The organism is Paenibacillus sp. 481 (genome assembly GCF_021223605.1).
Lineage (GTDB): Bacteria > Bacillota > Bacilli > Paenibacillales > Paenibacillaceae > Paenibacillus_B.
On the sequence record NZ_CP075175.1, the window covers coordinates 4777283 to 4800797 of the forward strand.

Annotated in this window: 23 protein-coding genes; 21 read left to right on the forward strand and 2 right to left on the reverse strand. The window is 39.4% G+C overall.

What is annotated here, in order from left to right; all coding sequences use genetic code 11:
- Positions 1-5 precede the first annotated feature (5 nt).
- From KIK04_RS21025 to glnA, 14 genes are all read left to right on the forward strand, one after another.
- On the forward strand, positions 6-686 hold the full coding sequence (locus KIK04_RS21025; protein ID WP_232275540.1) for a YdcF family protein: 681 nt from the start codon (positions 6-8) through the stop codon (positions 684-686).
- A 111-nt stretch (positions 687-797) separates the two neighbouring features.
- The gene (locus KIK04_RS21030) at positions 798-1787 is read left to right on the forward strand and encodes an AAA family ATPase (protein WP_232278848.1); all 990 of its coding nucleotides are present in this window, start codon (positions 798-800) and stop codon (positions 1785-1787) included.
- A gap of 107 nt (positions 1788-1894) precedes the next feature.
- Positions 1895-2206, forward strand: a complete 312-nt coding sequence (locus tag KIK04_RS21035; protein WP_232275541.1) for a hypothetical protein — start codon at positions 1895-1897, stop codon at positions 2204-2206.
- A 608-nt stretch (positions 2207-2814) separates the two neighbouring features.
- Positions 2815-4827, forward strand: a complete 2013-nt coding sequence (locus KIK04_RS21040; RefSeq protein ID WP_232275542.1) for an ATP-binding protein — start codon at positions 2815-2817, stop codon at positions 4825-4827.
- Positions 4828-5111: 284 nt separating this feature from the next.
- On the forward strand, positions 5112-6101 hold the full coding sequence (locus KIK04_RS21045; protein ID WP_232275544.1) for an amidohydrolase family protein: 990 nt from the start codon (positions 5112-5114) through the stop codon (positions 6099-6101).
- 9 nt (positions 6102-6110) lie between these two features.
- Positions 6111-6665, forward strand: coding sequence for a non-canonical purine NTP pyrophosphatase (locus KIK04_RS21050; protein ID WP_232275546.1), 555 nt, complete (start codon positions 6111-6113; stop codon positions 6663-6665).
- A 3-nt stretch (positions 6666-6668) separates the two neighbouring features.
- A complete protein-coding gene (locus KIK04_RS21055; protein WP_232275547.1) occupies positions 6669-7469 on the forward strand; it encodes an SIR2 family NAD-dependent protein deacylase in 801 nt (266 codons plus the stop codon).
- A gap of 837 nt (positions 7470-8306) precedes the next feature.
- A complete protein-coding gene (locus KIK04_RS21060; protein ID WP_232275549.1) occupies positions 8307-8957 on the forward strand; it encodes a TetR/AcrR family transcriptional regulator in 651 nt (216 codons plus the stop codon).
- 25 nt (positions 8958-8982) lie between these two features.
- On the forward strand, positions 8983-9843 hold the full coding sequence (locus KIK04_RS21065) for a CPBP family intramembrane glutamic endopeptidase (RefSeq protein ID WP_232275551.1): 861 nt from the start codon (positions 8983-8985) through the stop codon (positions 9841-9843).
- A 430-nt stretch (positions 9844-10273) separates the two neighbouring features.
- Positions 10274-12358, forward strand: coding sequence for a TerD family protein (locus KIK04_RS21070; RefSeq protein ID WP_232275552.1), 2085 nt, complete (start codon positions 10274-10276; stop codon positions 12356-12358).
- Positions 12359-12496: 138 nt separating this feature from the next.
- On the forward strand, positions 12497-13780 hold the full coding sequence (gene hflX / locus KIK04_RS21075) for a GTPase HflX (RefSeq protein WP_232275554.1): 1284 nt from the start codon (positions 12497-12499) through the stop codon (positions 13778-13780).
- A gap of 143 nt (positions 13781-13923) precedes the next feature.
- Positions 13924-15183 (forward strand): methionine gamma-lyase family protein, encoded by a 1260-nt coding sequence (locus KIK04_RS21080; protein WP_232275556.1) that lies wholly within the window; start codon positions 13924-13926, stop codon positions 15181-15183.
- Positions 15184-15440: 257 nt separating this feature from the next.
- Positions 15441-15851 carry a MerR family transcriptional regulator gene (locus KIK04_RS21085; RefSeq protein WP_232275558.1) on the forward strand — a complete coding sequence of 137 codons (411 nt, stop codon included), beginning with the start codon at positions 15441-15443 and terminating at the stop codon, positions 15849-15851.
- Between the two features lie 35 nt (positions 15852-15886).
- Complete coding sequence (gene glnA, locus KIK04_RS21090) at positions 15887-17215, forward strand: type I glutamate--ammonia ligase (RefSeq protein WP_232275559.1); 1329 nt, start codon at positions 15887-15889, stop codon at positions 17213-17215.
- A 343-nt stretch (positions 17216-17558) separates the two neighbouring features.
- On the opposite strand, the gene KIK04_RS21095 is transcribed toward glnA, so the two are convergent.
- Positions 17559-18026 carry a hypothetical protein gene (locus tag KIK04_RS21095; RefSeq protein WP_232275561.1) on the reverse strand — a complete coding sequence of 156 codons (468 nt, stop codon included), beginning with the start codon at positions 18024-18026 and terminating at the stop codon, positions 17559-17561.
- Positions 18027-18203: 177 nt separating this feature from the next.
- Between KIK04_RS21095 and KIK04_RS21100 the strand changes: the two genes are divergently transcribed.
- The 3 genes from KIK04_RS21100 (at position 18204) to KIK04_RS21110 (ending at position 19801) form a co-directional block, all read left to right on the forward strand.
- On the forward strand, positions 18204-18482 hold the full coding sequence (locus KIK04_RS21100; RefSeq protein ID WP_232275563.1) for a hypothetical protein: 279 nt from the start codon (positions 18204-18206) through the stop codon (positions 18480-18482).
- A 324-nt stretch (positions 18483-18806) separates the two neighbouring features.
- Positions 18807-19283 (forward strand): hypothetical protein, encoded by a 477-nt coding sequence (locus KIK04_RS21105; RefSeq protein WP_232275564.1) that lies wholly within the window; start codon positions 18807-18809, stop codon positions 19281-19283.
- Between the two features lie 59 nt (positions 19284-19342).
- Positions 19343-19801, forward strand: a complete 459-nt coding sequence (locus KIK04_RS21110) for a hypothetical protein (RefSeq protein WP_232275565.1) — start codon at positions 19343-19345, stop codon at positions 19799-19801.
- Positions 19802-20120: 319 nt separating this feature from the next.
- On the opposite strand, the gene lexA is transcribed toward KIK04_RS21110, so the two are convergent.
- A complete protein-coding gene (gene lexA / locus KIK04_RS21115) occupies positions 20121-20750 on the reverse strand; it encodes a transcriptional repressor LexA (protein ID WP_232275566.1) in 630 nt (209 codons plus the stop codon).
- A gap of 234 nt (positions 20751-20984) precedes the next feature.
- Here lexA and KIK04_RS21120 point away from each other — a divergent pair, with 234 nt between their 5' ends.
- The 4 genes from KIK04_RS21120 to KIK04_RS21135 all read left to right on the forward strand — a co-directional run bounded on the left by KIK04_RS21120 (position 20985) and on the right by KIK04_RS21135 (position 23356).
- Positions 20985-21365: a LysM peptidoglycan-binding domain-containing protein gene (locus tag KIK04_RS21120; protein ID WP_232275567.1), complete on the forward strand. Its 381-nt coding sequence runs from the start codon at positions 20985-20987 to the stop codon at positions 21363-21365.
- A 72-nt stretch (positions 21366-21437) separates the two neighbouring features.
- Positions 21438-21647 carry a DUF896 domain-containing protein gene (locus KIK04_RS21125; RefSeq protein ID WP_232275568.1) on the forward strand — a complete coding sequence of 70 codons (210 nt, stop codon included), beginning with the start codon at positions 21438-21440 and terminating at the stop codon, positions 21645-21647.
- A gap of 346 nt (positions 21648-21993) precedes the next feature.
- Positions 21994-22509, forward strand: coding sequence for a methyltransferase (locus KIK04_RS21130; RefSeq protein ID WP_232275570.1), 516 nt, complete (start codon positions 21994-21996; stop codon positions 22507-22509).
- A 25-nt stretch (positions 22510-22534) separates the two neighbouring features.
- The gene (locus KIK04_RS21135) at positions 22535-23356 is read left to right on the forward strand and encodes an HAD family hydrolase (RefSeq protein WP_232275571.1); all 822 of its coding nucleotides are present in this window, start codon (positions 22535-22537) and stop codon (positions 23354-23356) included.
- The last annotated feature ends 159 nt before the right edge of the window (positions 23357-23515 follow it).

The window sequence follows — 23515 nt, forward strand, 5'->3', positions numbered from 1 at the left end:
ATACAGTGGGTAGCGGTATAGAACAGCAGCGAACGAGTAGCGAATCAACAGTAAACATAGAGAGTGCGTTACATGCGAAGCAACGCTCTAAGCCTTGGCTCAAGCGACTGCTGTCGATTGGTGGCAGCTTACTATTTTCAGCAATCATTTGGTTGTCATTTACACAATGGAAAATAGCTCAAGAAGGTGGGCCTTATAAGACTACTCACGCCGATGTTGGAATCGTGCTAGGAGCCTCCTTATGGGGAGATGAGCCAAGTCCTGGGCTGAAAGAAAGACTCGACTATACGCTTCAACTCTACGAGAGTGGTCGTTTTAAGAACATTATTGTCACAGGTGGTTTGGATACACCGCAATCACGATTGAGTGAGGCAGAAGGAATGGCCGCTTATTTAATAAAGAAGGGTATTCCAGAAGATCGAATCTGGTTGGAAAAGAAATCTACCAGCACATTAGAGAATTTGAAGTTTAGTCAACCTTTCCTTGAACAACAAGGATGGAGCAGCGCTACCATAGTGACGCACGATTTTCACGCAACTCGAGCTTATGAAATCGCTACTTCGTTAGGTTATGCTCATCCAACCGTTGAATCGACGGAAAGTCGCGTGCTTTCTACCGTATGGCATTTTTCGCGTGAGTCGCTAGCCTATACGAAGTGGAAATGGGACCAGCTGTGGCTTATGTAATCTGCTAATAACCTGTACCTTGCTTGAATACATATGATTGCATAGCGAGAGCGAGCTCTAACATACACACATTCATTGCTCACTTACAAACTTTGGTGGGAAGTGATTATGATGGGAAATGATAACCGTTCGATTACAACGCAAGACCGAAAAATAAGCATCGTGTTCAATACGACTACTGACAAGCAGGAACGCTATTTGGATGTACCCTTAACCGAAAGCAAGAGTCATGATGATAACAGTGATGAGACTTTGGAAATTTTCAGCGAACTTGATGAAATGATCGGGCTGGAGGAAGTAAAAGAAATCATTTTTCAAATATACGCCATGCTAAAAATACAAAAAATTCGTAAAGAAGAAGGGCTGCAAGTTAACTCGCATGTGTATCATATGATGTTCAAGGGAAACCCCGGTACGGGAAAAACAACGGTAGCAAGAATCATTGGAAAGCTATTCAGAAGTATGGGGTTACTGTCAAAAGGACATTTGCTTGAGGTTGAGCGTGCAGATTTAGTAGGCGAATATATTGGACATACAGCACAGAAAACGCGTGATTTAATTAAAAAAGCGCTTGGTGGCGTGCTGTTTATTGACGAAGCGTACAGCTTAGCTCGCGGTGGGGAAAAGGATTTTGGTAAAGAAGCTATAGATTGCCTTGTAAAAGGTATGGAGGATTTTCGTAATGAGTTCATCTTAATATTAGCAGGGTATCCGAGTGAGATGGATGATTTTTTGAGCAGCAACTCGGGGCTTCCTTCTCGTTTTCCGATGCATGTAGAATTTCCTGATTATAGTGTGGATGAATTACTGAAAATCACGTATAAGATGGCTTTTGAGAGGGAGTATATTATACTGCCTGAAGCGGTAGCTAAAATTAAAGAGCTTATCTCCAAAGAAAAAACAATAAACTTTAATTTTAGTAACGCTCGATATGTAAGAAATATACTTGAAAGAGCGATGCGTAATCAGGCAGTTAGATTGGTTAAAAATCACAAAGGGAAAATGACGCATAATAATTTAAAAAATCTTGTTTATGAAGATTTTTTGTTTTACACCAAGCAAGATGCGTATGAAGCACAAGATGCTTTTAATACTTTGTGAAGCGTACCTAAAAACTACTTTTAAATGACTTAGAAGTGCCTTCAAGCTCGTCTAATGTCAAATAGCAGGGATGCCTTGTATGGATTGAACAAGGTATTCCTGTTTTTTTGTATGATAAAGAGCATAAGGCGATAAGTAAAGATTCTCGTGTATACAATAAAACGCGCGAACAGCTTGATGGAATTGCTTCTAAAAGTGTTGATTGTAGTAAATGTACGGCTGAACCAAAAGAAACACTTATCAAACACTCTCCAAAGTCGTTAGTTATTACTTTCTCGAAAGAACAAATGTTGTTTGGGGACCAAGGGACTACTTTAATTGTATTTCTTAATGAAAAGCAGAAGATTGGATTTGGAGATAACAATCTTAAATTATATGAGGTAGAAGAGGTAGGAGTTAAAACCCTCATAAGCTACTAAATGAAGGAGTCTAATTATTTTTAATTGGAACTACAGCAAGGGCTGTATTGATAATTCTGGATGATGGTTGGACTGTAAGTACTACTTATAAAAAAAGAGTATCAGAAGTATTTCCGACTGGTAATTGAGCTATGGCAGTGTTTTCATCTACTAATATGAGGTTTCTAAATTTCGGTGCAAAAATCTTTTTCCCATGTGCATTAAAGAGACCAAAATGTAAACTTCCTATCTTCTTTACCTTAAAGAATTTACGTAAAAGTTCTATATGAGCCCAATCCCTTTTTATTAGGGTTCCCAGTAGTATTCTTTTGATGTACCACACGTGTATGTAGATGTGCTGGGTCTGGTGAATAGTAATAGTGAAAAAACAATCACTACTAACTTTTTTAAGCATATTAAATCTTCCTCTCTGTTGTGTAAATCACATTAAACTATAGTTCAATTAATGGAAATCTAACAGGAGAATGATTATGTGCAATTGTAATATTGTGGTGGGTGAGGACACTGTAAATGTTCCGAAAATAGTAGGCCCACTATTCATATATACAAAAAGAAAATATTGGAATACAATTAAGTGATAATGGATGTGATTGGAGTGGACTGAGAGTATGAAGAAAATTCAGATCTCTACTAAAGGGATAAAAAAGTCACTTAAAAAATACACATACTTACAATCGATTTCTGAATATATTTGGAACGGTTTTGATGCGAAAGCAACAACAGTTGAGCTTCAAACAAATCAAAACGAATTTGGTTCTATTAACGAAATACGAATTGCTGATAATGGGTATGGAATAAAGATTCAAGATCTCGAGGGGAAATTCACACCTTTCTTTGAGTCTGATAAATCAATTGATCCTACTCTTCGAATAAGAAAAATGCTATCCACTACTCATGGAAAAAATGGTATAGGACGGTTGACATTTCATCGTTTTTGTTCCGAAGCCGAGTGGATAACCGTTTTTGAAGATGAATCAGTAAATAAAAAATACTCGATACATATAAAGGGAAACAGTCTTGACACATACAGCATAACCGACCCTGATATAGTGGAAGAGGATTGCGGTACATGCGTTATTCTTAAAGGGATTTACGAGACAAGCATTAATATAGTTGAAATAAAAAAATTTCTTTGTCGTGAATTTGGATGGTATTTAGAATTGTACTCAGGTCAACAATATAAGATTAAAATAAATGGGAAACTCTTAGATTACAATAGCATTATAGGTGAAATTGAATATAATGAGTTTGATTTCCCTCAGAAGGATAATTCGTTTACTATTAAATATGTGCGTTGGAACGAGAAGTTGAATCACGAATACTCGAAATATTACTTTATTGATTCAAACAATAATGAGAAACATAAAACAAACACAAAATTTAACAATAAAGGCGATTCATTTTACCATAGTGTATATATTAAAAGTCATATTTTTGATGATTTTGCGTCCGGCGATATTCAAGAAGGGGAACAAATGCTTTTTGGTTACAGTATTGAATCAGATGAATATAAATTTATGATCGAGAAACTGACTGATTATCTTAGAAATAAAAGAAAACCTTTCTTAATAAAATACACTGATATTATTATTCAAGATTTCAAGGCTGTAAAAGCGTTTCCGGAGTACGGAGAAAATCCATGGGATGAAGTCCGTAGGGAAGAACTTGAGAATTTAGTTCGAGAGTTGTACCAAGTGGAACCTAAAATCTTTGCTAAAATGAATGTTGAACAGAAAAAAACATTTGTTCGCTTTCTCGATCTAATTATGGATGCAGGGGAGCGAGAAAAGCTCTTCGATATTCTTAATGGCATTGTTGAGTTAGATAGTACGGAGCGAAAAGAGCTAACAGAAATGCTAAAGACTAATCACTTATCAAGTGTTATTAAAACTATTCGCTTGATACAAGATCGATTTAAGGCAATAAATCATCTACAGGAAATGGTTTTTCGTAAGGATCTGGGAACTAATGAAGTTAATCATTTACAAAAGTTTATTGAAAAGCATTATTGGATTTTCGGTGAACAATATCATCTTGTCACAGCAGCCGAACCTAAATTTGAAGAAGCATTGAGAAGATACGTACATTTACTAACAAATGTTGAAATTGAAGCGAAAATCGATCATCCTGATAAACTTAAAGAAATGGATATCTTTATGGTTAGAGTAGACAAACAGGTCGAAAAGATTAGCAACATTGTTGTCGAATTAAAGCATCCATCGATTAGTCTTGGTAAAAAGCAATATGATCAAGTTATTAGCTACCTACAAGTAATTCTCAGTCAACAAGAATTCAATGCATCACAAATGCAGTGGGAGTTTATTCTGATTGGAAATAAGTTTGATCAGACAGGATATATTGAACAATTGTTAGAGAACGCCGCTAACCATGGTGAACGCTCAAAGGGGCTAGTTTTTAAAACAGGAAAGTTCAAAGTTTATATAAAGACTTGGGCAGACATCTTTACCGAGTTTGAAATTAGGCATAAATATCTAGACGAAAAATTGCAACTAGAAAGGGCGAAATTAAGTGATCGTTTTGAACATGCTGGTCAAATTATTGAAAATCAAGAGAAAAACACAGCAATAATGCCAGAACAATATGTCATTCCCAGAAAATAAAGGTGCACGTATGGGCGCTGAATTTTTAACAATTATGCTCAAGCTACCAGTAGTCTTCTCGACATGAAGCCACAGGAGAATTTTTAATTAATTGCACCATGAATGAGCTGAGATTATACCACGACTCGCCGCTCTAAATTGATAAAGGCACCCAATTGGGTGCCTTTAAATTCGGGTTAGACCGATACGTTGAATCCTACCATAAGCAGGGCGAATACATTTCAAAACATGATATATTATTAATTATTTTCGAATTGGTAAATTCGAAGACGGAGGATATTGTTTTGAATGATAGCATCTTTCTCAATATAGAAGATATACCAAAAAGTGACTTGCATGTCCACTTTAATGGAGCGGTACCTACAGATATTATTAAAAGACTTATAAGCGAGCTCGATATTACTGTGCCTTCAGGATTAGATTTAGAAGTAGATCTTCAGATACTAGATTCTGTAAACGGTTTAAATGAGTATTTTAAACCATGGAGGATATTCAAGCTGTTACCTGTTGGATATAACTCGTTACAGATTATGATGATTGGAGCTTTTAAAAAATTGTCTGAAGATAATGTAAGATATATTGAGATAAGAAATTCCCCGTTTTATATTGGTAGAATTAATAATATTTCCCTAGAGGAAGCGCTTTTATGGTTGTTAGAGAGTATAAATGTAGCTTCTGAAATGTTTAATATTGATGCGCGATTAATCCTTTCATTAACTAGGCATGAATATAAAAATGAAGATGCACACCTCCTAATTTCAGCAATAAAAAAAGTTAATTCAAACGGAGTAATTGTTGGTGTTGATTTATCTGGAGATGAAGATTACATCTTAAACAAGCGAGATTTATCCAAATTTTTTCTAAATGTAAAGTTCGATCTTGGGCTTGGAGTTACAATTCACGCAGGTGAAACAGGCAATGAAGAAAATGTAGAATGGGCGATTAATGAATGTAAGGCAGATAGAATAGGACATGGATTAGCCTCTGCAAAGTCAAATAAAATACTTGAACTTATTAAAGAAAAGAATGTCTGTCTTGAGGTATGCTTAACTAGTAATATAATGTCAGGTTGCTGTTCATCAATCACTAGTCATCCCATATCAATGTTTATTGAACATGATATCCCATTTGTTCTCTGTACCGATAATCCTAGAGTTCACAACATTACACTAACTGACGAGTATTCTGTATTTTTGAAGCACTTTGGTGACAGAACACTTCTCAATAAAATAATAGCGAATTCAACATCATATTCTTTTAGGAAATTCAATTAGGAGGTATTTATGGATATTAGATTTATTTCTGGAAATGAGTTTAAAATCGAGGAAGCGAAGCTTATATTAAGTGATTCAGGCATAAATGTTATTCCATACAATATTAAAATCGAGGAATTGCAAACAAATGAATCTGAAAAATTAATTAGAGATAAGGTTTTAAAGGCTTTTAACATCATTGGAAGACCGCTATTTGTTGAACATACAGGACTATACATAAAATATTTAAATGGGTTTCCCGGAGGACTAACTCAGATATTTTGGGATACACTACAAGCAGATAAATTCTCCGAATTATTCAAAGAAATAGACAATAAGTCCGTCACAGCCAAAACAACAATTGGTTATTGCGATGGGAATAAGATACATTATTTTTACGGCGAGATTGATGGCGAAATTTCTTCAGAGCCACGAGGAAACAGAGAATTTCAATGGGACTGTATTTTTACTCCAAATGGATTTGATCAAACCTTTGCCGAGTTGGGCGATAGAAAGAATGAAATATCAATGAGGAGGATGGCTTTAAGTAGTTTTGCATCGTATTTAATTAAAGGAGGCAATTAAGTCATGCAAGAACTCGTTGAATCAATTCGTAATAGAAATGTTATTTTATTCGCAGGTGCAGGTCTTTCAGCTCAATTAGGGCTCCCTACATGGAGAAGTTTAATTAATCATATTGCAAATGAGATTAGCTATGATCCAGAAATTTTTAATATGTTTGGTGACTCCCTTGCTCTCGCAGAGTATTATACTTCATCGAAAGGTTCTATCGGTGAGTTAAGAAGCTGGATGGATATCAATTGGCATACAAATGTTAAAATAGAGGATTCACCTGCACATAAATTTATTGTTGATTTAGATTTTCCAATAATATATACAACAAACTATGATAGATGGATCGAAAAAGCTTATCAGTATTATACAAGAGAAATAATTAAGATAAAAAATGTTGGTGATCTTAGAAACATCAAAGAAGGAAAACCACAATTAATAAAGTTTCATGGTGATTTTGATGATGACAACTCTATGGTTCTTACTGAGTCTAGTTATTTTGATAGATTAGATTTTGAAGGGCCATTGGATATTAAATTACGATCAGATACTCTTGGGAAATCTATATTATTTATTGGATATAGTCTATCTGATATTAACATTAGGTATTTATTATATAAATTACAGAAAATATGGGATGATTCTTCTTATGCAAATAGAAAACCAACATCGTATTTGTTTCTTCTAAAGCCGAATCCAATTCAAGAGTTAGTGCTAGAAAAACGGGGAGTAAAAGTAATTGTCGCAGATTCTGATGATCCTAACACTGCACTACCAATGTTTTTAGAGAAGCTATTGCAAGAGGTTAACAAATGAATGTTTTTCTATGCCGACCTCTCGATTGAGAATAAGTAGAGAATGAAATCTGTAAATTTGCACTCGACAAGAGTGTTGCTTTGCATTTTTCGCTTAATAAGTGATATAGTGAACCATATCATAAGTAAGGCGAAAAAATTGGGTGTAGATTATGGCGTAAGAGAGTTTACTTTGTTGATGGAAAATGCGCCTCGTGTGAGGAAGGCTGCTCGGGAGAGAGAGTGATGCTTTTTAGTCGTCTCTTGCGGAGTAGCCTTTTTTCGTCGTTGCGGGTGTTGTTTAGGTGTTCTCTAGCTGAACATGGGTCTTGCAGGAATGTTACTGCAAGCCAATGAAAGCCTCAAACACGTCTAATCAAAGAGTTGATGACGTATGAAACCAAGCCATATAAGCTTGCATTTATGCAGAAAAGGCGACCCTCGCCCTAAAAAAGAGTGAAGGTCGTCTTTTCTGTATCAAAGGGACTTTTCATTTGATGACCATGAATATGTTATTTTGCCGAGCCCGATATTGCCCCTGTACCGCTAATCTGGCTTCCAGAGATGTAACATCTACGCCCTCGAACATGATTCCATCGATTTTGATATTACTTCCAGAGAAGAGCATATAGTCCTTATATGTTGTCGTTGCTTTTTCTTGTATTCATCCGCGCTTATTTGAATCATATCCATATAAACAGAATTTGCTTCAGCAGCAATCGTAGTACCGGAGCCGGATATCATAAATATACGTTTAAAATGAGAATGTTCTCATTTTAATATTGATATTAACTGTTATTCGTATTAAGATAAGAATATAAAAATGAGAGGTATCTCATTTTAAAAAGGAGAGATGCTAATGCCAAAAGTAAATGAAGACTATATTCATAAAAAGAAGGCACAAATATTAGATGCAGCCTTTGTAGTATTTCAACAAAAACCACTATATGAAATGACGATGCTAGATGTGATTAAGGAAGCGCGTATAAGCAAAGGGGGGATATATCGATATTTTGGTGATATTGATGAAGTGATTATCGCTTTACTTAATAGAGAAACAGCTAGAAACAATTATAAGCATCAAATTGATGAGCTAATTGCAAGTACAAATACAACAGTACGTACCATCGAAGCTCTATTTGATTTTCTGGCAAATTATATTCATAACAGCCCAGCTACACTGGGCAAATTTCAATTCGAACTTACTGTATATTATGCCAATCACCCTGAAAAGTCAGAAAAGTTCAAAAGCAGTCTCACAGAACAGGAAAATGGTCAATACTTTATAAGCACGCTTTTTAATGAGATAACGAAAGGCGTAAATAAGGGAGAGCTTCAGACGGTCTTTCCGCTACATGATATCTTTACTTTTATTCTGACCTCCATTGATGGTGCCGTTCATAAAGTAGTCATGCAAAGATGTTATAACGTCAATGCCAATCCTATTGATGTCAGACAAATGTTTAAGATGATATCCTGCTCGGTTGTACATATGTTAGGGGTTAAATAATTAAAATTTCCTTGGGGGACTATGTATGAAAAATAAAAAATTAAAAGAGGTTATCGTATTTTTCATCATTACTATTTTCTTAAGTTTATTTGTATTTTGGGGGCCGCTTGCTTTATGGGGAATTCCAACTATCGGCTTTAAAGGTGGGGCAGTTGGACCGATTTGGGCCATTATATTGTTCATGCTAGGAGGCTTTGTCCCTTCGATAACAGGTATCATTCTGACATCTGTTTTTGAAGGTAAACAACAAGTTAAACCATTTATGAAGGAAGCATTTCGGATTAAAATTGGATTTAAGTGGGCTTCGGTTATTGTTCTAACAGCAGCCTATTTTTCTGTATCTTGGATGGTTATCAATTTAGCTTCGGGTGGACACTTTTATTACGCTGCATTTTTGTCTGTACTACCTACTATTTTTCCTTTGCTAATACTAGGCCCCTTATCAGAAGAGTATGGTTGGAGAGGCTTTGCTTTAAAAAGGTTGTTAAACATTGTAAGCCCTAACATGGCGAGTTTAATAATTGGGGTAGTCTGGTCTTTATGGCATTTGCCATTGTTTTATATCGTCGGTACGAATCAGCATGAGCATCAACAGTTATTTTTTACTTTCATGATATCCATTACGAGCAGTTGTTTCATTTATACTTACATCTATATCAAAACAAATCAAAATTTGTTTGCAGTAGTATTATTTCATTGGGCTTACACCTTTTTTTCAGATGTTGCACATAGTGTTATTATAAGGACCGATTTATTTAATGCGCTACAATTTGTACCAGCACTTCTAATTGGACTCGTATTTTCATTTTTGCTGCTTCGGATCAAGCCGATAGTAAAGACTGCCAATGCTAGCAGATTACAAAAGACTGAGAAGTTGCATATATAATAGAATCAGTACCCAAGCTAGGAGCTTGCATGGTGGAACCTCTGCTCAACAAGGTATACCTGTTTCTTGGTGTTAATGAAATAAACTATGATATTTTTCCTTCACTCTGAAACTAATCTTCCAAAAAGCAGCACAGCAACAAAGCCACTATTGATAATTCTGGATGATGATGGTATATTTAATATTCGAGCAACAAAACATTCAGGCTATTATAATCCTTCCTTCTACTCTAATAGCAAAAATTAATTTAGGGTTATAAATTTCCTGAACTTATTAGGCTATAGCACTTCTTCCTTCTACCTTCATGATGCGAATTTAGAGGTGCTAATTTCCTAATACACTTAAACATAGAGAGGAGATAGTCAGGTTACATATTTCCTTCTATCTACTTGAACAATGGAGATTAAGGAACATTCTCCTGGCGCATCTTATGAAAAATACAATTTTTTTGAGAAGAAAAAATAAAACGATTCTACATAATAGGAATAGTCAACTAGATAAGCAAGTTCTTGCAACGGGCCTGCATCATATTCAGTCTCTGGGCTATACCTTATCATTAGAGTTGCTTAACACGGTTAAGACACTCCCGACCATCGAATTTGTTGAATGGTGCAATATGATTACCCTGGAACTGCGCAAGATGTTAGGCGCTAACAAAAAATACACTCCGATGTATCCTAATTTCCCCTCACAAGTCATGAGTGCAGATGACTCAGAGCTATTTCTTAATGCGCTTATTCACTACCTAACCGGATTGTTACCATCGTATAGCAAGGAAGATACCATCCCATTAAATGAACAACATGCATTAAAAGTCATCGATTTAGGTACGGACGAGGAATTTGACGAGCTTATTCAACACCTCATTCAAGCTAAAACGTCCATTTCAGAACAAGATAAAGCCGACATTGAATGGGCCATTTGCAATTACGAGCATATAGAAGACATTTTACCAGAAGAAATCTATTTAAAAGAAAACGTGGGCTTCGTTGTAGCATTACTAATCAAGTACGATAAAGCATCCATTAATCATGTGAAAAAATACGTGAAGACAGCAACTGATGTATTACGGCTGATTACGTCGTTATCAGATGGTGATGTAAGCCTAGCCGCAAATACGAAATACATAAAGTTCAAACGTAAAGAACGAAGAATGTTATTAGAATTGTTGGAAAAATGTCCGAATCTAACTGAAGATATGATTCGCTATAAGCAGCGTTGGATTAGAATCGGCGAGATCTTGCATCCTAATGAATACAAACATCGATTCCATAAAGCTAGGGAAGCATTTGATATTATACGAAATAATAAAACGTTTGAAACGTTTAACTCAAAATTAGAGAAGTATTTAGCCGCCAAAGATACTTATGCTGCTGTTAAGCTATTAGAGACTCGCTCAGGTGAATTTGCCAGAAGGCTCGATCATTTACTTCGTATAAGTGATAACCCGACTTTTGTAATTGAGTCTTTTGCACATGTGATCCAAGCGTGTTCTTCACCTGTATTGCTGCAACTTATCGCTCATTTTTCGAATCGCAATAACGACCATGAATTACGGACATTTTTCCCAAAAGGAAATGTGGCGAAATGTGTGGCAATTGAAAATCAATTAGCGGAAATTGACCAGTGTTCATGTGATGAGCTTGTAAAAAGGTGCAGAGCGGAGTTAGTGAATCGATTCTCCAATTTAACACCACTGGGTAAAGTTTACATCGATCGTCAGCTTCACGATTTTAATGTTCCATTTTCACAGCGTTCGGCCAGTAAATCGCTTCATACGGTTGCGCGCGGAAGCAAGCTCGTGATCGAAGCGGGACATACGATTCGGTTGTTCACTTGGTGGAAAGAAGGAACAGTAAATGGAACACCAACAGGAAGAGTAGATATTGATTTATCAGCGGTCATGTATGACGAGCACTGGAATTATGTAGAGCATATTTCATATACGAATCTAAAATCGAGCACTTATAGAGCGGCACATAGTGGCGACATTACTTCTGCACCCCATGGTGCTTGTGAGTTTATTGATTTAGATATCGACTCGATATTGAAAAGTGGTGGGCGGTACGTTGTCGCCTCATTGATGTCGTTTACAGATCAAGCTTACTGTAACCTGCCTGAATGTTATGTTGGGTGGATGCTGCGGGATCGCCCGAAGTCTGGTGAAATTTTTGAACCTGCAACGGTTGTGAACAAGATTGATGTATCTGCGGATACACAAATTTGTATTCCGGTCATACTCGATCTAGCTGCACGAAAAGTCATATGGTCTGATTTGGCGCTCAGGAACCACCCAGAATACCACAATAATGTAGAAGGAAATCAACAGGGAATGGTGTTAATGGGAAAAGCAATGACGACAATTGCTAAACCGACCTTATACGAGCTGTTCCATCTCCATGCGTTAGCCAGAGGAGTTATGGTTGACAATCGTGAAGAGGCAGACACTGTATTTTCAGTAACGGAAGGCATTACACCATATGCGTATGAAACGATAATTGCTGAATATTTATAAACAGATCGAATAATGGACTTTGTGCCCACAATATTTAAAATGTAAGCGAAAATAAGGTATACTGGTTAACATGTACCTGTCATGGTGGCATCTGCCGCTAATAAGCAATCATAGTGACAGTTGAAGGAGAGTACACAAATGCGAAATACAACTCATGATACAAATTCAAATATCCCTGATCGCGCGGTGCTAGTCACTTTAATAACGGATGATGTTAAACGCAGCGGCGTTGATCCGCAAAATTCGCTGGACGAACTTGTCCAGTTGGCAGAGACAGCAGGTGTAGAAGTCGTATCTACGTTGACGCAGTCTAAGGAAACACGTGATCCAAAGTGGTTTATCGGAAAAGGAAAAGTGCAGGAGCTGAAAGCCATCATTGATGAGCTGGGCGCGACAACAGCTATCTTTGACCAAGATTTATCAGGTGCGCAAGTGCGCAACTTGGAAGAAGCGCTCGACGTCAAAATAATTGACCGTACACAGCTTATTTTGGACATTTTTGCGCAGCGTGCGAAGACACGTGAAGGTATTATTCAAGTTGAGCTGGCACAGTTGTCCTATTTGCTGCCGCGCTTGTCTGGCCACGGCAAAAATTTATCCCGTCTAGGCGGTGGAATCGGAACACGTGGTCCAGGTGAGACCAAGCTAGAAACGGATCGCCGCCATATTCGTGATCGCATTTCCGATTTGAAGCGCCAGCTTGAGGAAGTGGTCCGCCATCGTGTGCTGCACCGTGAACGTAGAAAGAAAAGTGGCGTGTATCAAGTTGCACTCGTTGGTTATACGAATGCAGGCAAGTCCACGTTGCTGCGTCAATTGACGGCGGCTGACGTGTATGTAGAGAACCAATTGTTTGCGACGCTAGATCTGACATCGCGCACGTGGGAACTCCCGAACGGCAAAGAGGTTGTCTTAACCGATACAGTAGGTTTTATTCAGAACTTGCCGCATGACCTTGTTGCTGCATTCCGGGCAACACTTGAGGAAGTTAATGAAGCGGATCTTGTGTTGCATGTTGTAGATGCTTCATCACCGATGCGTGAGGATCAAATGCGAGTTGTTAGTAAAATTTTGCAAGATCTAGGCGCTGGTGCGAAAGCACAAATTACGCTTTACAACAAAAAAGATGCTTGCACGGACGAGCAACGTCAACTTCTGCCACAAAACGAAGAGCATCTGCTGATCAGTGCGCTTGATGAAGCAGATCTGGGCAGAGTCCGCTTAGTTGTACAAGAACAGCTTGTTGGGCAGACGGAATCGTACCGGATTCCAGCAGATCGTGGGGACTTAATCGCACTCATTTATCGGATGGGCGAGGTGCTTCAACAGGACGTTGAAGATAACGATTTGATTTTGCAAGTTCGCTTGAATAAAGCAGAGGCGGAGCAACACGGTTACCGCTTAGCAGAATATAAAGTGTAATGGGCTGGCCTTGGCCGGCCCATCGCTGCGGTTGCTGCTGGGAGTTGGACAGATGGGCAGCTTCGCACGATCGGTTCAGACGAGGCTCTAGCAGTCGAATTAGAAAAATAAACAACCATGAATAGGCAAGGGGAAAGTGAAAAATGTTGCAATTTTCAGAAAAGTTATTGAATTTAGAAGCGGTAGTCGAGCAAAAAATTGTTGGACAAGTCCGTCATATCGAGCAAATTGCTGAGCGCAATCAATGGAAAGTCGTAAGCGCGTTTCAAGCGCACAAAGTAAGTGATTATCATTTTGCTGGTTCTACCGGCTATGGCTATAACGATCGTGGACGTGAAGTGCTGGATGAAGTGTACGCCGCAATATTTGGTGCAGAAGCTGGACTTGTGCGTCCGCATTTCGTTTCTGGAACACACACGATCGGTACAGCCTTGTTTGGCGTGTTGCGCCCAGGTGATGAACTGCTTTACATTACGGGAACTCCTTACGACACCCTGCATAAAGTGATCGGTCAGGTGGATGATGGTACAGGTTCATTACGTGACTGGGGTGTTCATTACAATGAGGTAGAGCTAACTATGGATGGTTCTATTAATTGGAATGAAGTAGAGGCGCAAATATCGGAGCAGACAAAAGTAATCGGCATTCAGCGTTCGCGCGGCTATGGATGGCGTGCTTCCTTTACAGTCGAGCAAATTGGTGAGATGGTTGCACGCGTAAAGGCGATCAAGCCTGATTTGATTGTGTTTGTTGATAATTGCTATGGCGAGTTTACGGAGCTTATGGAACCGACAGAAGTCGGCGTAGATATCATGGCTGGCTCGCTCATTAAAAATCCTGGTGGTGGCTTGGCTGCTACAGGAGGCTACATTGTTGGTAAAAAAGCTTACGTGGATGCAGCAGCTTATCGGTTGACGGCGCCTGGTATCGGTGGTGAAGTCGGTGCGATGTTAGGTATGACTCGCTCGATGTACCAAGGATTGTTTATGGCACCAAGCATTGTAGGTCAAGCTGTGCGAGGCAGCGTATTTGCGGCAGCGCTGTTTGAGGAACTGGGCTTTAACACGTCTCCACATTGGCAGGCGCCGCGTACTGATTTGATTCAAGCGATCCGGTTTAGTTCTGCTGAGCATCTCATTGCATTCGTACAAGGCATTCAGCGTGCGTCTGCTGTCGATGCACACGTTGTTCCGGAGCCGTGGGATATGCCAGGGTATGAACACCCTGTCATTATGGCGGCAGGTACGTTTATTCAAGGGGGCAGCTTGGAGTTGTCCGCTGATGCACCTATTCGGGAACCGTTTACGGCGTATATGCAAGGTGGTCTAACTTATGCGCATGCGAAGTTGGGGGCATTGATGGCGCTGCAGACGATGCTGGATAGAGAGCTTTTGGAATTGTAAAAGTGACATGGTAGTGCTGTAAATTCGTTGTGGAGACTTACTGAAGACGTACTGAAGATGTTCGGAAGACGTTTTGAAGGCATAGCGAAGGCATAGCGAAGGCATAGCGAAAGCGTAGTGAAACGTGTTAAAAGTAGCTGTGTAGGCGCTCTGAAAATAATTTTGTGAGTTTATCTAACATGTGTTGACACTTTTTCGAACAATGGATACAATGAGGTAAGCAAAGTACATGGATGACAGAGGAAGGTTGATGAGCGATGGGAGATGAAATTCGCAGAAATATGGCGTTGTTCCCGATCGGCATCGTTATGAAATTGACCGATTTGACGGCACGTCAAATTCGATATTACGAGCAGCATGAGTTGATAATGCCTGCCCGCACATCGGGAAATCAACGGCTGTTCTCGTTTAATGATGTGGAACGACTACTTGAAATTAAAGCGCTCATAGAAAAGGGCGTTAACATTGCTGGTATTAAGCAAGTGTTGAATCCTGTGACGAAAGAGTCAGATGAAGCAACCGTGCTTAGTCCAGATTCTGAAAGCAAGCGCAAGGAACTTTCGGATGCACATTTGCACCGCATGCTGAAGCAGCAACTAATGGCTGGCAAGAGACCGGGCCAAGTATCGCTTATTCAAGGCGAGCTTTCCCGATTTTTTAAACCATAGATTGATTTAATCCAGGCCAAAAAGGAGAGGTTCCTATGGGTTACACAAGAGAAGACATTGAGCGCATTGCTAAAGAACAAAATGTTCGTTTTATTCGTCTTCAATTTACCGATTTGCTGGGCACGATTAAGAACGTGGAAATTCCGGTGAGCCAGCTGCCTAAGGCGCTGGACAACAAGATGATGTTCGACGGTTCATCAATCGAAGGATATGTTCGTATCGAAGAATCTGACATGTATCTCGTACCTGATTTGGACACATGGGTTGTATTCCCTTGGGTGCAAGAAGACCGTGTAGCTCGTCTCATTTGTGATGTTTATATGCCAGACGGAACGCCATTTGCTGGTTGTCCGCGCGGTATCCTGAAGCGTGCTTTGAAAGAAGCAGAGGAACTTGGTTATACAGCGATGAACGTAGGTCCAGAACCGGAATTCTTCTTGTTCAAAACGGACGAGAAAGGCAACCCTACACTGGAACTGAACGATCAGGGTGGATATTTTGACTTGGCTCCAACTGATTTAGGTGAGAATTGCCGTCGTGAAATCGTATTGAAGCTTGAGGAGATGGGCTTTGAAATTGAAGCTTCTCACCACGAAGTAGCTCCTGGCCAACACGAGATCGATTTTAAATATGCGGATGCGATTAAAGCAGCCGACCAAATTCAGACGTTCAAGCTCGTCGTCAAAACGATTGCCCGCCAGCATGGCTTGCATGCAACGTTTATGGCTAAGCCGCTGTTCGGTGTGAATGGTTCGGGTATGCACTGTAATATCTCATTGTTCAACGACAAGGAGAACGCGTTCTACGAAGAAACGGATAAGCTCGGCTTGAGTGTAGCTGCTCGTCAATTTATGGCAGGTGTTCTGAAGCATGCGCGTGGATTCGCAGCCATTACGAATCCAACGGTTAACTCTTACAAGCGTTTGGTGCCAGGTTATGAGGCGCCTTGTTACGTGGCATGGTCTGCAAGTAACCGTAGCCCAATGGTTCGTATTCCAGCTTCGCGTGGAATGAGCACGCGTGTCGAGGTTCGTAACCCGGATCCATCGGCTAACCCTTACTTGGCGCTGGCTGTTATTTTGAAAGCGGGCTTGGACGGCATTAAGAATCAATTGCCACTTCCAGCTCCGACGGATCGCAACATCTATGTGATGACAGAAGAAGAGCGGATTGAAGAAGGTATTCCAAGCTTGCCTGCAAGCTTGCAAGAATCTTTGACAGAGCTTCTGCGTAATGATATTATTTGCGATGCTTTAGGGGAGCATGCTTTGCAGCACTTCTTAGAGCTGAAGGAAATTGAGTGGGATATGTATAGAACGCAAGTTCACCAATGGGAACGCGATCAGTATATGACTTTGTACTAATACCTTTTAACCCTTGCGCCGTCTGGCGTGAGGGTTTTTTATGTTTTTTAGCATTTTTGCGACTAAACTTGTCTTTTTCTACTTGCCCAACAAATGCCCAACTATTTTTGCTTGGGGACAGCTCACACCAAGGGAAAGTGAATGCTATGAAATGGTTTGAGGGAACGGCCTTATTATACGCTGAGACAGCAGAGTTGCTAGAATTGGCCAAGGGATCAGTACAGTGGTTTGTGGAGTCGGCTGACACTAAGCTACGTCATCATATTATCCAAGTGGATTTATTTGATTACTTATATAGAAAAAACTGCCCTTGGCATCAAACTAGGGCAGTTTTTTCTATATGTTATCTGTGTTGAGTTACATATAAGTAATAGGTCGATGATAGATTAAAGATACCCTGCCAACCGACAATCTGAATGATGTATTCGGTGTTTGGTTCTGGGTAAAAACCAAATTGTTGAGCTTCCCCATTCTCAATAAATCTTCCAACTTGTGTTGGAATTTGACCGGTCCCACCATTATCACTTTTCTTAGTTACTAGCACCACATATTTTTGCTTATCAGGAGGTGCAAAAATAAATTCTATTTTTCCGCCAGTTTTTGATGTATAGCTGTAGTAATCGACGTCATTTTGTTGGATGTATCCTAGAACGTACCCGCCACTTGGATTAGCCTTATTTTCGATAACCGGAGCTGTAAGATAATTATTATTCATCGGCTCATCAGGGTCGTTAATAGAAGCGCTTGCTGGAATCGCTAAGCTGAATGACATGGCAAGTGATAGTAGTAATAAAGATAATTTCTTCTTCATGTAAAAACCTCCTGAGGGATATAATAGAAATAATTAACATATTCTATGTTGTTATCGAAAACCCTTCTTTATAGGCAAAAAATATTTCCCTTACGAAAACATATATAACAGCATAATTAGACATCGGATAGTCGCTCATATGGGTGGCTTTTAATTTTTGTTGGGGGAGTGAGAGAGGTGCGGGAAGTAAGTAGTAGGTTAGAAGGAGTAAAAAGTTATCGTGTATTTTACGAGAACCCGACGCCAGAACAGCAGCTTAAATTAGCTGATTACGGGTTGGTCATCATGGAGGCAAACGTTCTAACAAAAGAAATGGTGAAGACAGTCAAATCTAAGGGAGCGTTAGTGGTCGGTTATCTGCCCACGATGCAAGCAAATGAAGCCGTCTCATATTTGAATCAATTATGTACAAGTGACTGCTTCCACGTCAAATGTGCGCCGTATCGCTTCCCGTAATGGAAGTCATATCAAATGGATATAAGTCAAGCGCATTACCGCAGCCTTCTACTTCCCGAATATGTACGTTTGATTCTTGGGCTTGGCCTTGACGAGGTGTTCTTCGACACCGTTGCAGACATCGTGGAGCGAGCACACTTTAACGCGAATGATAGAGCAAGGCAACACGCGGACACATGGTCACATCCTAAGGCACAACCCGTTAGGAGAGCCAGGATATAAAATATGTACTGGGTAGTATTATATACAAACCTAATAATTTGTGATATTTTGTAAAGGGTATATATGGGAATATACCAAACAAATTCATTAGGAGGTTTGTATATGAAATTCAAAAAACTTTTGGCGATTTTGATGGTAGCTAGTAGTTTGACGGTTCTTGCATCATCACCATCTGCATTTGCAAGTGATTATGGGACTACTTCTGTTGGGGTGGGTGATACACAAGCCCAGGCGCTTGATCTTATTCCTGGAGTTTCATTTACTCACTTTCTTTCTAGTCCAACAGATGAAGATTGGTTTAAGTACACGAATAAATCAGGTAAATTTCAGCAATTAAACACACATGTGCAACCGAATAATGGCGAATCAAACTTTAGATTTGGATTTAAGTATAAGTATAGAACGGCAAGTAACTATGATTATGAGTCGGACATGGTATACGCGGGTTTTCTTAACTCTTATAGTGCTCAGCTTATTCAAGCAATTATTCCACCAGGGGCTACGGCGTATTTCAAGGTCGATTCTACAAAATTTGGTGGGAGTCAGTATACAATTGGTCTCCATTCATCAGACCTTTAAAAAGAATAAAATCGTGAATGTGGTTAAACAATTATTGTGTAAATAAGAAGTTTGTAAGCATGAAATTTAAAAAGTTATTAGCAATACTCATGCTGGCTGCTAGTATGACGGTTATGGATCCTTCGGCGTTTGCTGCTAAAGGTATAGCTGACACAAGGCAGAATGCAATGGACATTCCATTTGGACAACAGATGAGCTTGGTTATAGAAGGTGCTGGGGATCAAGACTGGTATAAATGGACTAACAATACAGGCACAATGAAGTACTCATATAATTTTTTAACCCCAATGGGACTCGATTGCAGATATAGATTTGGAATGATTGTTGATTACAATAATGGAAAAGAATTTGATTTGCTTATCGCAAAAGATTTAGAGGATTCTGGGGGGTCAAGAAGTAGTATTCAACAGATAAATAAGGTGATTATCCCTCCAGGAGCAACAGTATATTATGTTGTGGAATCGAAAAATGGAATGAACGGACAATATAAGTTGTACCACTCATTCTTGAATATGTAAATTTTATTGCCATTTTTAAAGCACCCATTGTGGTGCTTTTTATTTTGTTGAGAAGGTGTAATAAGTGAGCAGGTTAGAAGGAACTAAAATTCTCAAGATTTTTCGAACAGTCAATACCTGAGCAGGGAAAAATTGATCTCAAATGATTTGGTCATCTTCGAGGCGAATCACCTTACTAGGGAGTTGGTACAGCACGTAAAGCCCACGAGGACTAAATTGGTTGGTTAATTTACGAATCCCTAAAAGATAAAGAGCACCTATACAACATCGTAGTCCATCTCTCAAGTGAGCCGAACTTTGTTGCAAGGTGCTGCTTTATCTAATGTATGTCCCGGAATATACCGATTACCTTACCCAAAATCGAAACATTCTTCAGACGGAGCGCCTCCATCGTTGGGTTTTGCGGCTGCAAGCGAATATGGTCCTTCTCGCGATAAAACGTCTTTACAGTAGCCTCATCATCTTCTGTCATCGCGACGACGATGTCCCCATTGTTAGCAGTTTGCTGTTGACGAACTATAACGTAATCACCGTTATGTATGCCTGCCTCAATCATACTTTCTCCAATTACAGACAGCATAAACACGTTATTATCGTCACCAACCATATGTGCTGGGAGAGGGAAGTAATCCTCAATATTCTCAGTCGCTGTGATTGGTTCACCGGCTGTTACTTTACCAACGACCGGAACACGTGCGATCGTACGACTAAATTCATGTACCTTCTCTGATTGTTCGTGGCTTAACAGTTCAATAGCACGTGGCTTAGTTGGATCGCGACGAATAAATCCTTTCTTCTCTAGACGATCCAAATGTCCATGAACAGTAGAGCTTGAAGCTAGTCCAACAGCTTCTCCAATTTCACGAACAGAAGGAGGATAGCCTTTAGCGCGTACTTCGTTACGTATAAAATCAAGAATGGCTTGTTGACGGCTAGAAATTTTAGACAAAAATATCATCTCCAATGAATACGCTTTTGTCAAAATTATACCATAGAACTACCGTTCGTACAAACATAAGTTCTTTAATGATGCGGTTTGGAGAGCTATTCAGACGGTTTTAATATGTAGAAAAAGATAATAAAAAGAGAACTTATGTTCTAATTTGTCGTTGACACAAACGTTTGTTCGTGTTAAATTTAGCTGGCAGTAAATTTAAGAACACACGTTTGGGGGATTAGTGCGATGATATATACAACTTATCGTTCTATTTATGAAAAGACACAAATTCAATCGTTTGAAAAAATTTCTCAAGGACGCAAGCGAATGAGGCGTCTGCGCTTGCTTGCGCTTATGATGATGCTTATGTTCGTCGTATGTTCTGGCATCGTGCAAGCTTGGGGAGATACTACTCAGGACGATTATGTTATTACATATAAGAAAGTAATTGTGCAGCCAGGGGATACGGTGTGGGGAATTGCAAAGCAATATTGCCCGAATGAAATCGATATTCGTAACTATGTAAGTACAATAATTAAAAATAATGGGATACAAAATAAAGTGCTTCAGATTGGAGACACCATACATATTCCTCTATTGACTCCAAGTATTAATACTTCTAGATAGTGTCACTTAACTTGACAAGCCTGCACCTCCGTGTCAAAGTAATGAGTATGCCAGTATTTACGGAGGTAATGTATGAATTTAGATCAAATGATTGCACGCATCAATGAACTGGCACGTAAGCACAAATCTGTTGGCTTGACCGAAGAAGAATTGGCTGAACGTGCACAATTACGAGAGAAATATCTTGTACAATTCCGCAAACAAGTGCGTAACAACTTGGACACGATTCAGTGGGTTGAAGACGAACAAGATAATAACGACTCCAAGCCTGTCGTTCATTAATTATAGGACAGTGGGTTTGATGCTACTTAGATGACTAATCATCCTTTTATTCATGAGTAGCTACTATATTGACATCTGATGTTGGTGTTTTATGGGCATCTGAAATTATAATCGATAAGGCGATTGCAGGAAGATGGAACAAACTGTCATGACATATGTGACGTTTGAAGTACATTTTCCTTATATCGCCTTATTCATATAAATGAACTGCTGTCCGTAAGTTCAACCTTCATAGAAGGTGTCAATTACGTTGTTTGCTTAAAGCACTATCGCATACGATTAAGGAAGTCGTGTTATCGAGCGTATTCAACGCTTACTGTCTATTTTTTAGGGGGTTACAACGTCTATGTCACGCAGTTGGGAACGGAAAGTTCGAAAGAACAGCACACAATTGAACAAGAAACTAAGCAAGCAAGGGAAAACGATGATTCAGTCACCTGGCGACCGATTTGATGAGTTTAAAGGTCGGAGTATCATTTTACCGATTGTACTTATCGGATTCGCGCTTATATACGCGATGTTAGGTGCTGTAGCAGGTGTTAAGGAATCACCGTTGCTTTACTGGGTAACAGTTGTTTGTTACGGGGGACTGGGATTGATCTTTATTTTCCGTCGTCCTTTTTTACGTGTATCGCAGGACAGTCTGTCTACGATTCGCTGGAATCGATTGCGTACATTGCAAGCAGAAGATATGAAAAAAATTGTGGCCCAACCAGGCTACATCATTGTTGAGCATAAAAATAAAGGCGGAAATTGGGTGTTTTCCCGCGCGATGAATCGCTATGATACAAGTGCTATGAGTGAACGTCTTGCAACTTTTGCTCAAAAGCATGGCATCGCATTCGAGCGGGTAACAAAGTAGTAATCTAAATAGGGGAGAAATCGAGATGGCGATTCGAGCGGTATTGTTTGATTTAGATGACACCTTGTTATGGGATGAGCGCAGTGTTGAAGAGGCATTTTATCACACTTGCCAATTTGCTGTTGCGCAAACAGCGGTAGATGCTGAGAAGTTAATGCAAGCAGTTCAGGATTATGCTCGTCAATTGTATGCTACCTATGATACATATCCGTTTACGCAAATGATAGGAATTAATCCATTTGAAGCGTTATGGGGACATTTTAAGGCAGGCGAACACGCGGAGTTTCGAAAAATGGAGCAAATCGTACCTGTTTATCGGACAGCTGTATGGACACAAGGTTTAAAAGCATGCGGTATTCATGATGAACAGTTAGGGGCACAATTAGCAGAGCGATTTATGAGTGAGCGCCGTGCTCGTCGGTATGTATATGAAGAAACGTTTACCGTGTTAGCCCAATTGAAGGAGCAGTACCCATTACTTTTGTTAACAAATGGGTCTCCTGACTTGCAGCAAGAAAAACTTGACGGTATTCCAGAGCTGGAGCCTTACTTTAAACATATTGTTATTTCCGGGGATCATGCGGAAGGTAAGCCTGCAGTTAGTTTATTTCATCATGCACTTTCTTTGCTTGACATTGAACCGCACGAAGGGGTTATGGTCGGAGATAAGTTGACAACGGATATATTAGGTTCGCAACGAGTCGGAATGCACAACGTTTGGATTAACCGGAATGATAAGTCGCTTTCCGCTTCTATACAGCCAGAGTATGAAGTTCGCCATCTCTCTGAATTATTCTCTATTATTGAAACGATTAATAAGAAACAATTAGAATTGAATTCTAAATAGTAAAAAACAGAGCCTGTATAACTATGCAGGTTCTGTTTTTCATTTGTGACCACTATGTTTTGACACAGTATCGTCACATGAAAGGACGACATATAGCCCGAAGGAGTCATTCGTAAAAGGCTAAAGTTGTCTATAATAATACAAGATCTAATGTTGCAT

Coding starts and splice junctions, on each gene's coding strand:
- KIK04_RS21030 (WP_232278848.1), top strand. CDS start 798: ATGGGAAATGATAACCGTTCGATTACAACGCAAGACCGAAAAATAAGC.
- KIK04_RS21040 (WP_232275542.1), top strand. CDS start 2,815: ATGAAGAAAATTCAGATCTCTACTAAAGGGATAAAAAAGTCACTTAAA.
- KIK04_RS21050 (WP_232275546.1), top strand. CDS start 6,111: ATGGATATTAGATTTATTTCTGGAAATGAGTTTAAAATCGAGGAAGCG.
- KIK04_RS21055 (WP_232275547.1), top strand. CDS start 6,669: ATGCAAGAACTCGTTGAATCAATTCGTAATAGAAATGTTATTTTATTC.
- KIK04_RS21060 (WP_232275549.1), top strand. CDS start 8,307: ATGCCAAAAGTAAATGAAGACTATATTCATAAAAAGAAGGCACAAATA.
- KIK04_RS21065 (WP_232275551.1), top strand. CDS start 8,983: ATGAAAAATAAAAAATTAAAAGAGGTTATCGTATTTTTCATCATTACT.
- KIK04_RS21070 (WP_232275552.1), top strand. CDS start 10,274: ATGAAAAATACAATTTTTTTGAGAAGAAAAAATAAAACGATTCTACAT.
- hflX (WP_232275554.1), top strand. CDS start 12,497: ATGCGAAATACAACTCATGATACAAATTCAAATATCCCTGATCGCGCG.
- KIK04_RS21080 (WP_232275556.1), top strand. CDS start 13,924: ATGTTGCAATTTTCAGAAAAGTTATTGAATTTAGAAGCGGTAGTCGAG.
- KIK04_RS21085 (WP_232275558.1), top strand. CDS start 15,441: ATGGGAGATGAAATTCGCAGAAATATGGCGTTGTTCCCGATCGGCATC.
- glnA (WP_232275559.1), top strand. CDS start 15,887: ATGGGTTACACAAGAGAAGACATTGAGCGCATTGCTAAAGAACAAAAT.
- KIK04_RS21095 (WP_232275561.1), bottom strand. CDS start 18,026: ATGAAGAAGAAATTATCTTTATTACTACTATCACTTGCCATGTCATTC.
- KIK04_RS21105 (WP_232275564.1), top strand. CDS start 18,807: ATGAAATTCAAAAAACTTTTGGCGATTTTGATGGTAGCTAGTAGTTTG.
- KIK04_RS21110 (WP_232275565.1), top strand. CDS start 19,343: ATGAAATTTAAAAAGTTATTAGCAATACTCATGCTGGCTGCTAGTATG.
- KIK04_RS21120 (WP_232275567.1), top strand. CDS start 20,985: ATGATATATACAACTTATCGTTCTATTTATGAAAAGACACAAATTCAA.
- KIK04_RS21125 (WP_232275568.1), top strand. CDS start 21,438: ATGAATTTAGATCAAATGATTGCACGCATCAATGAACTGGCACGTAAG.
- KIK04_RS21130 (WP_232275570.1), top strand. CDS start 21,994: ATGTCACGCAGTTGGGAACGGAAAGTTCGAAAGAACAGCACACAATTG.
- KIK04_RS21135 (WP_232275571.1), top strand. CDS start 22,535: ATGGCGATTCGAGCGGTATTGTTTGATTTAGATGACACCTTGTTATGG.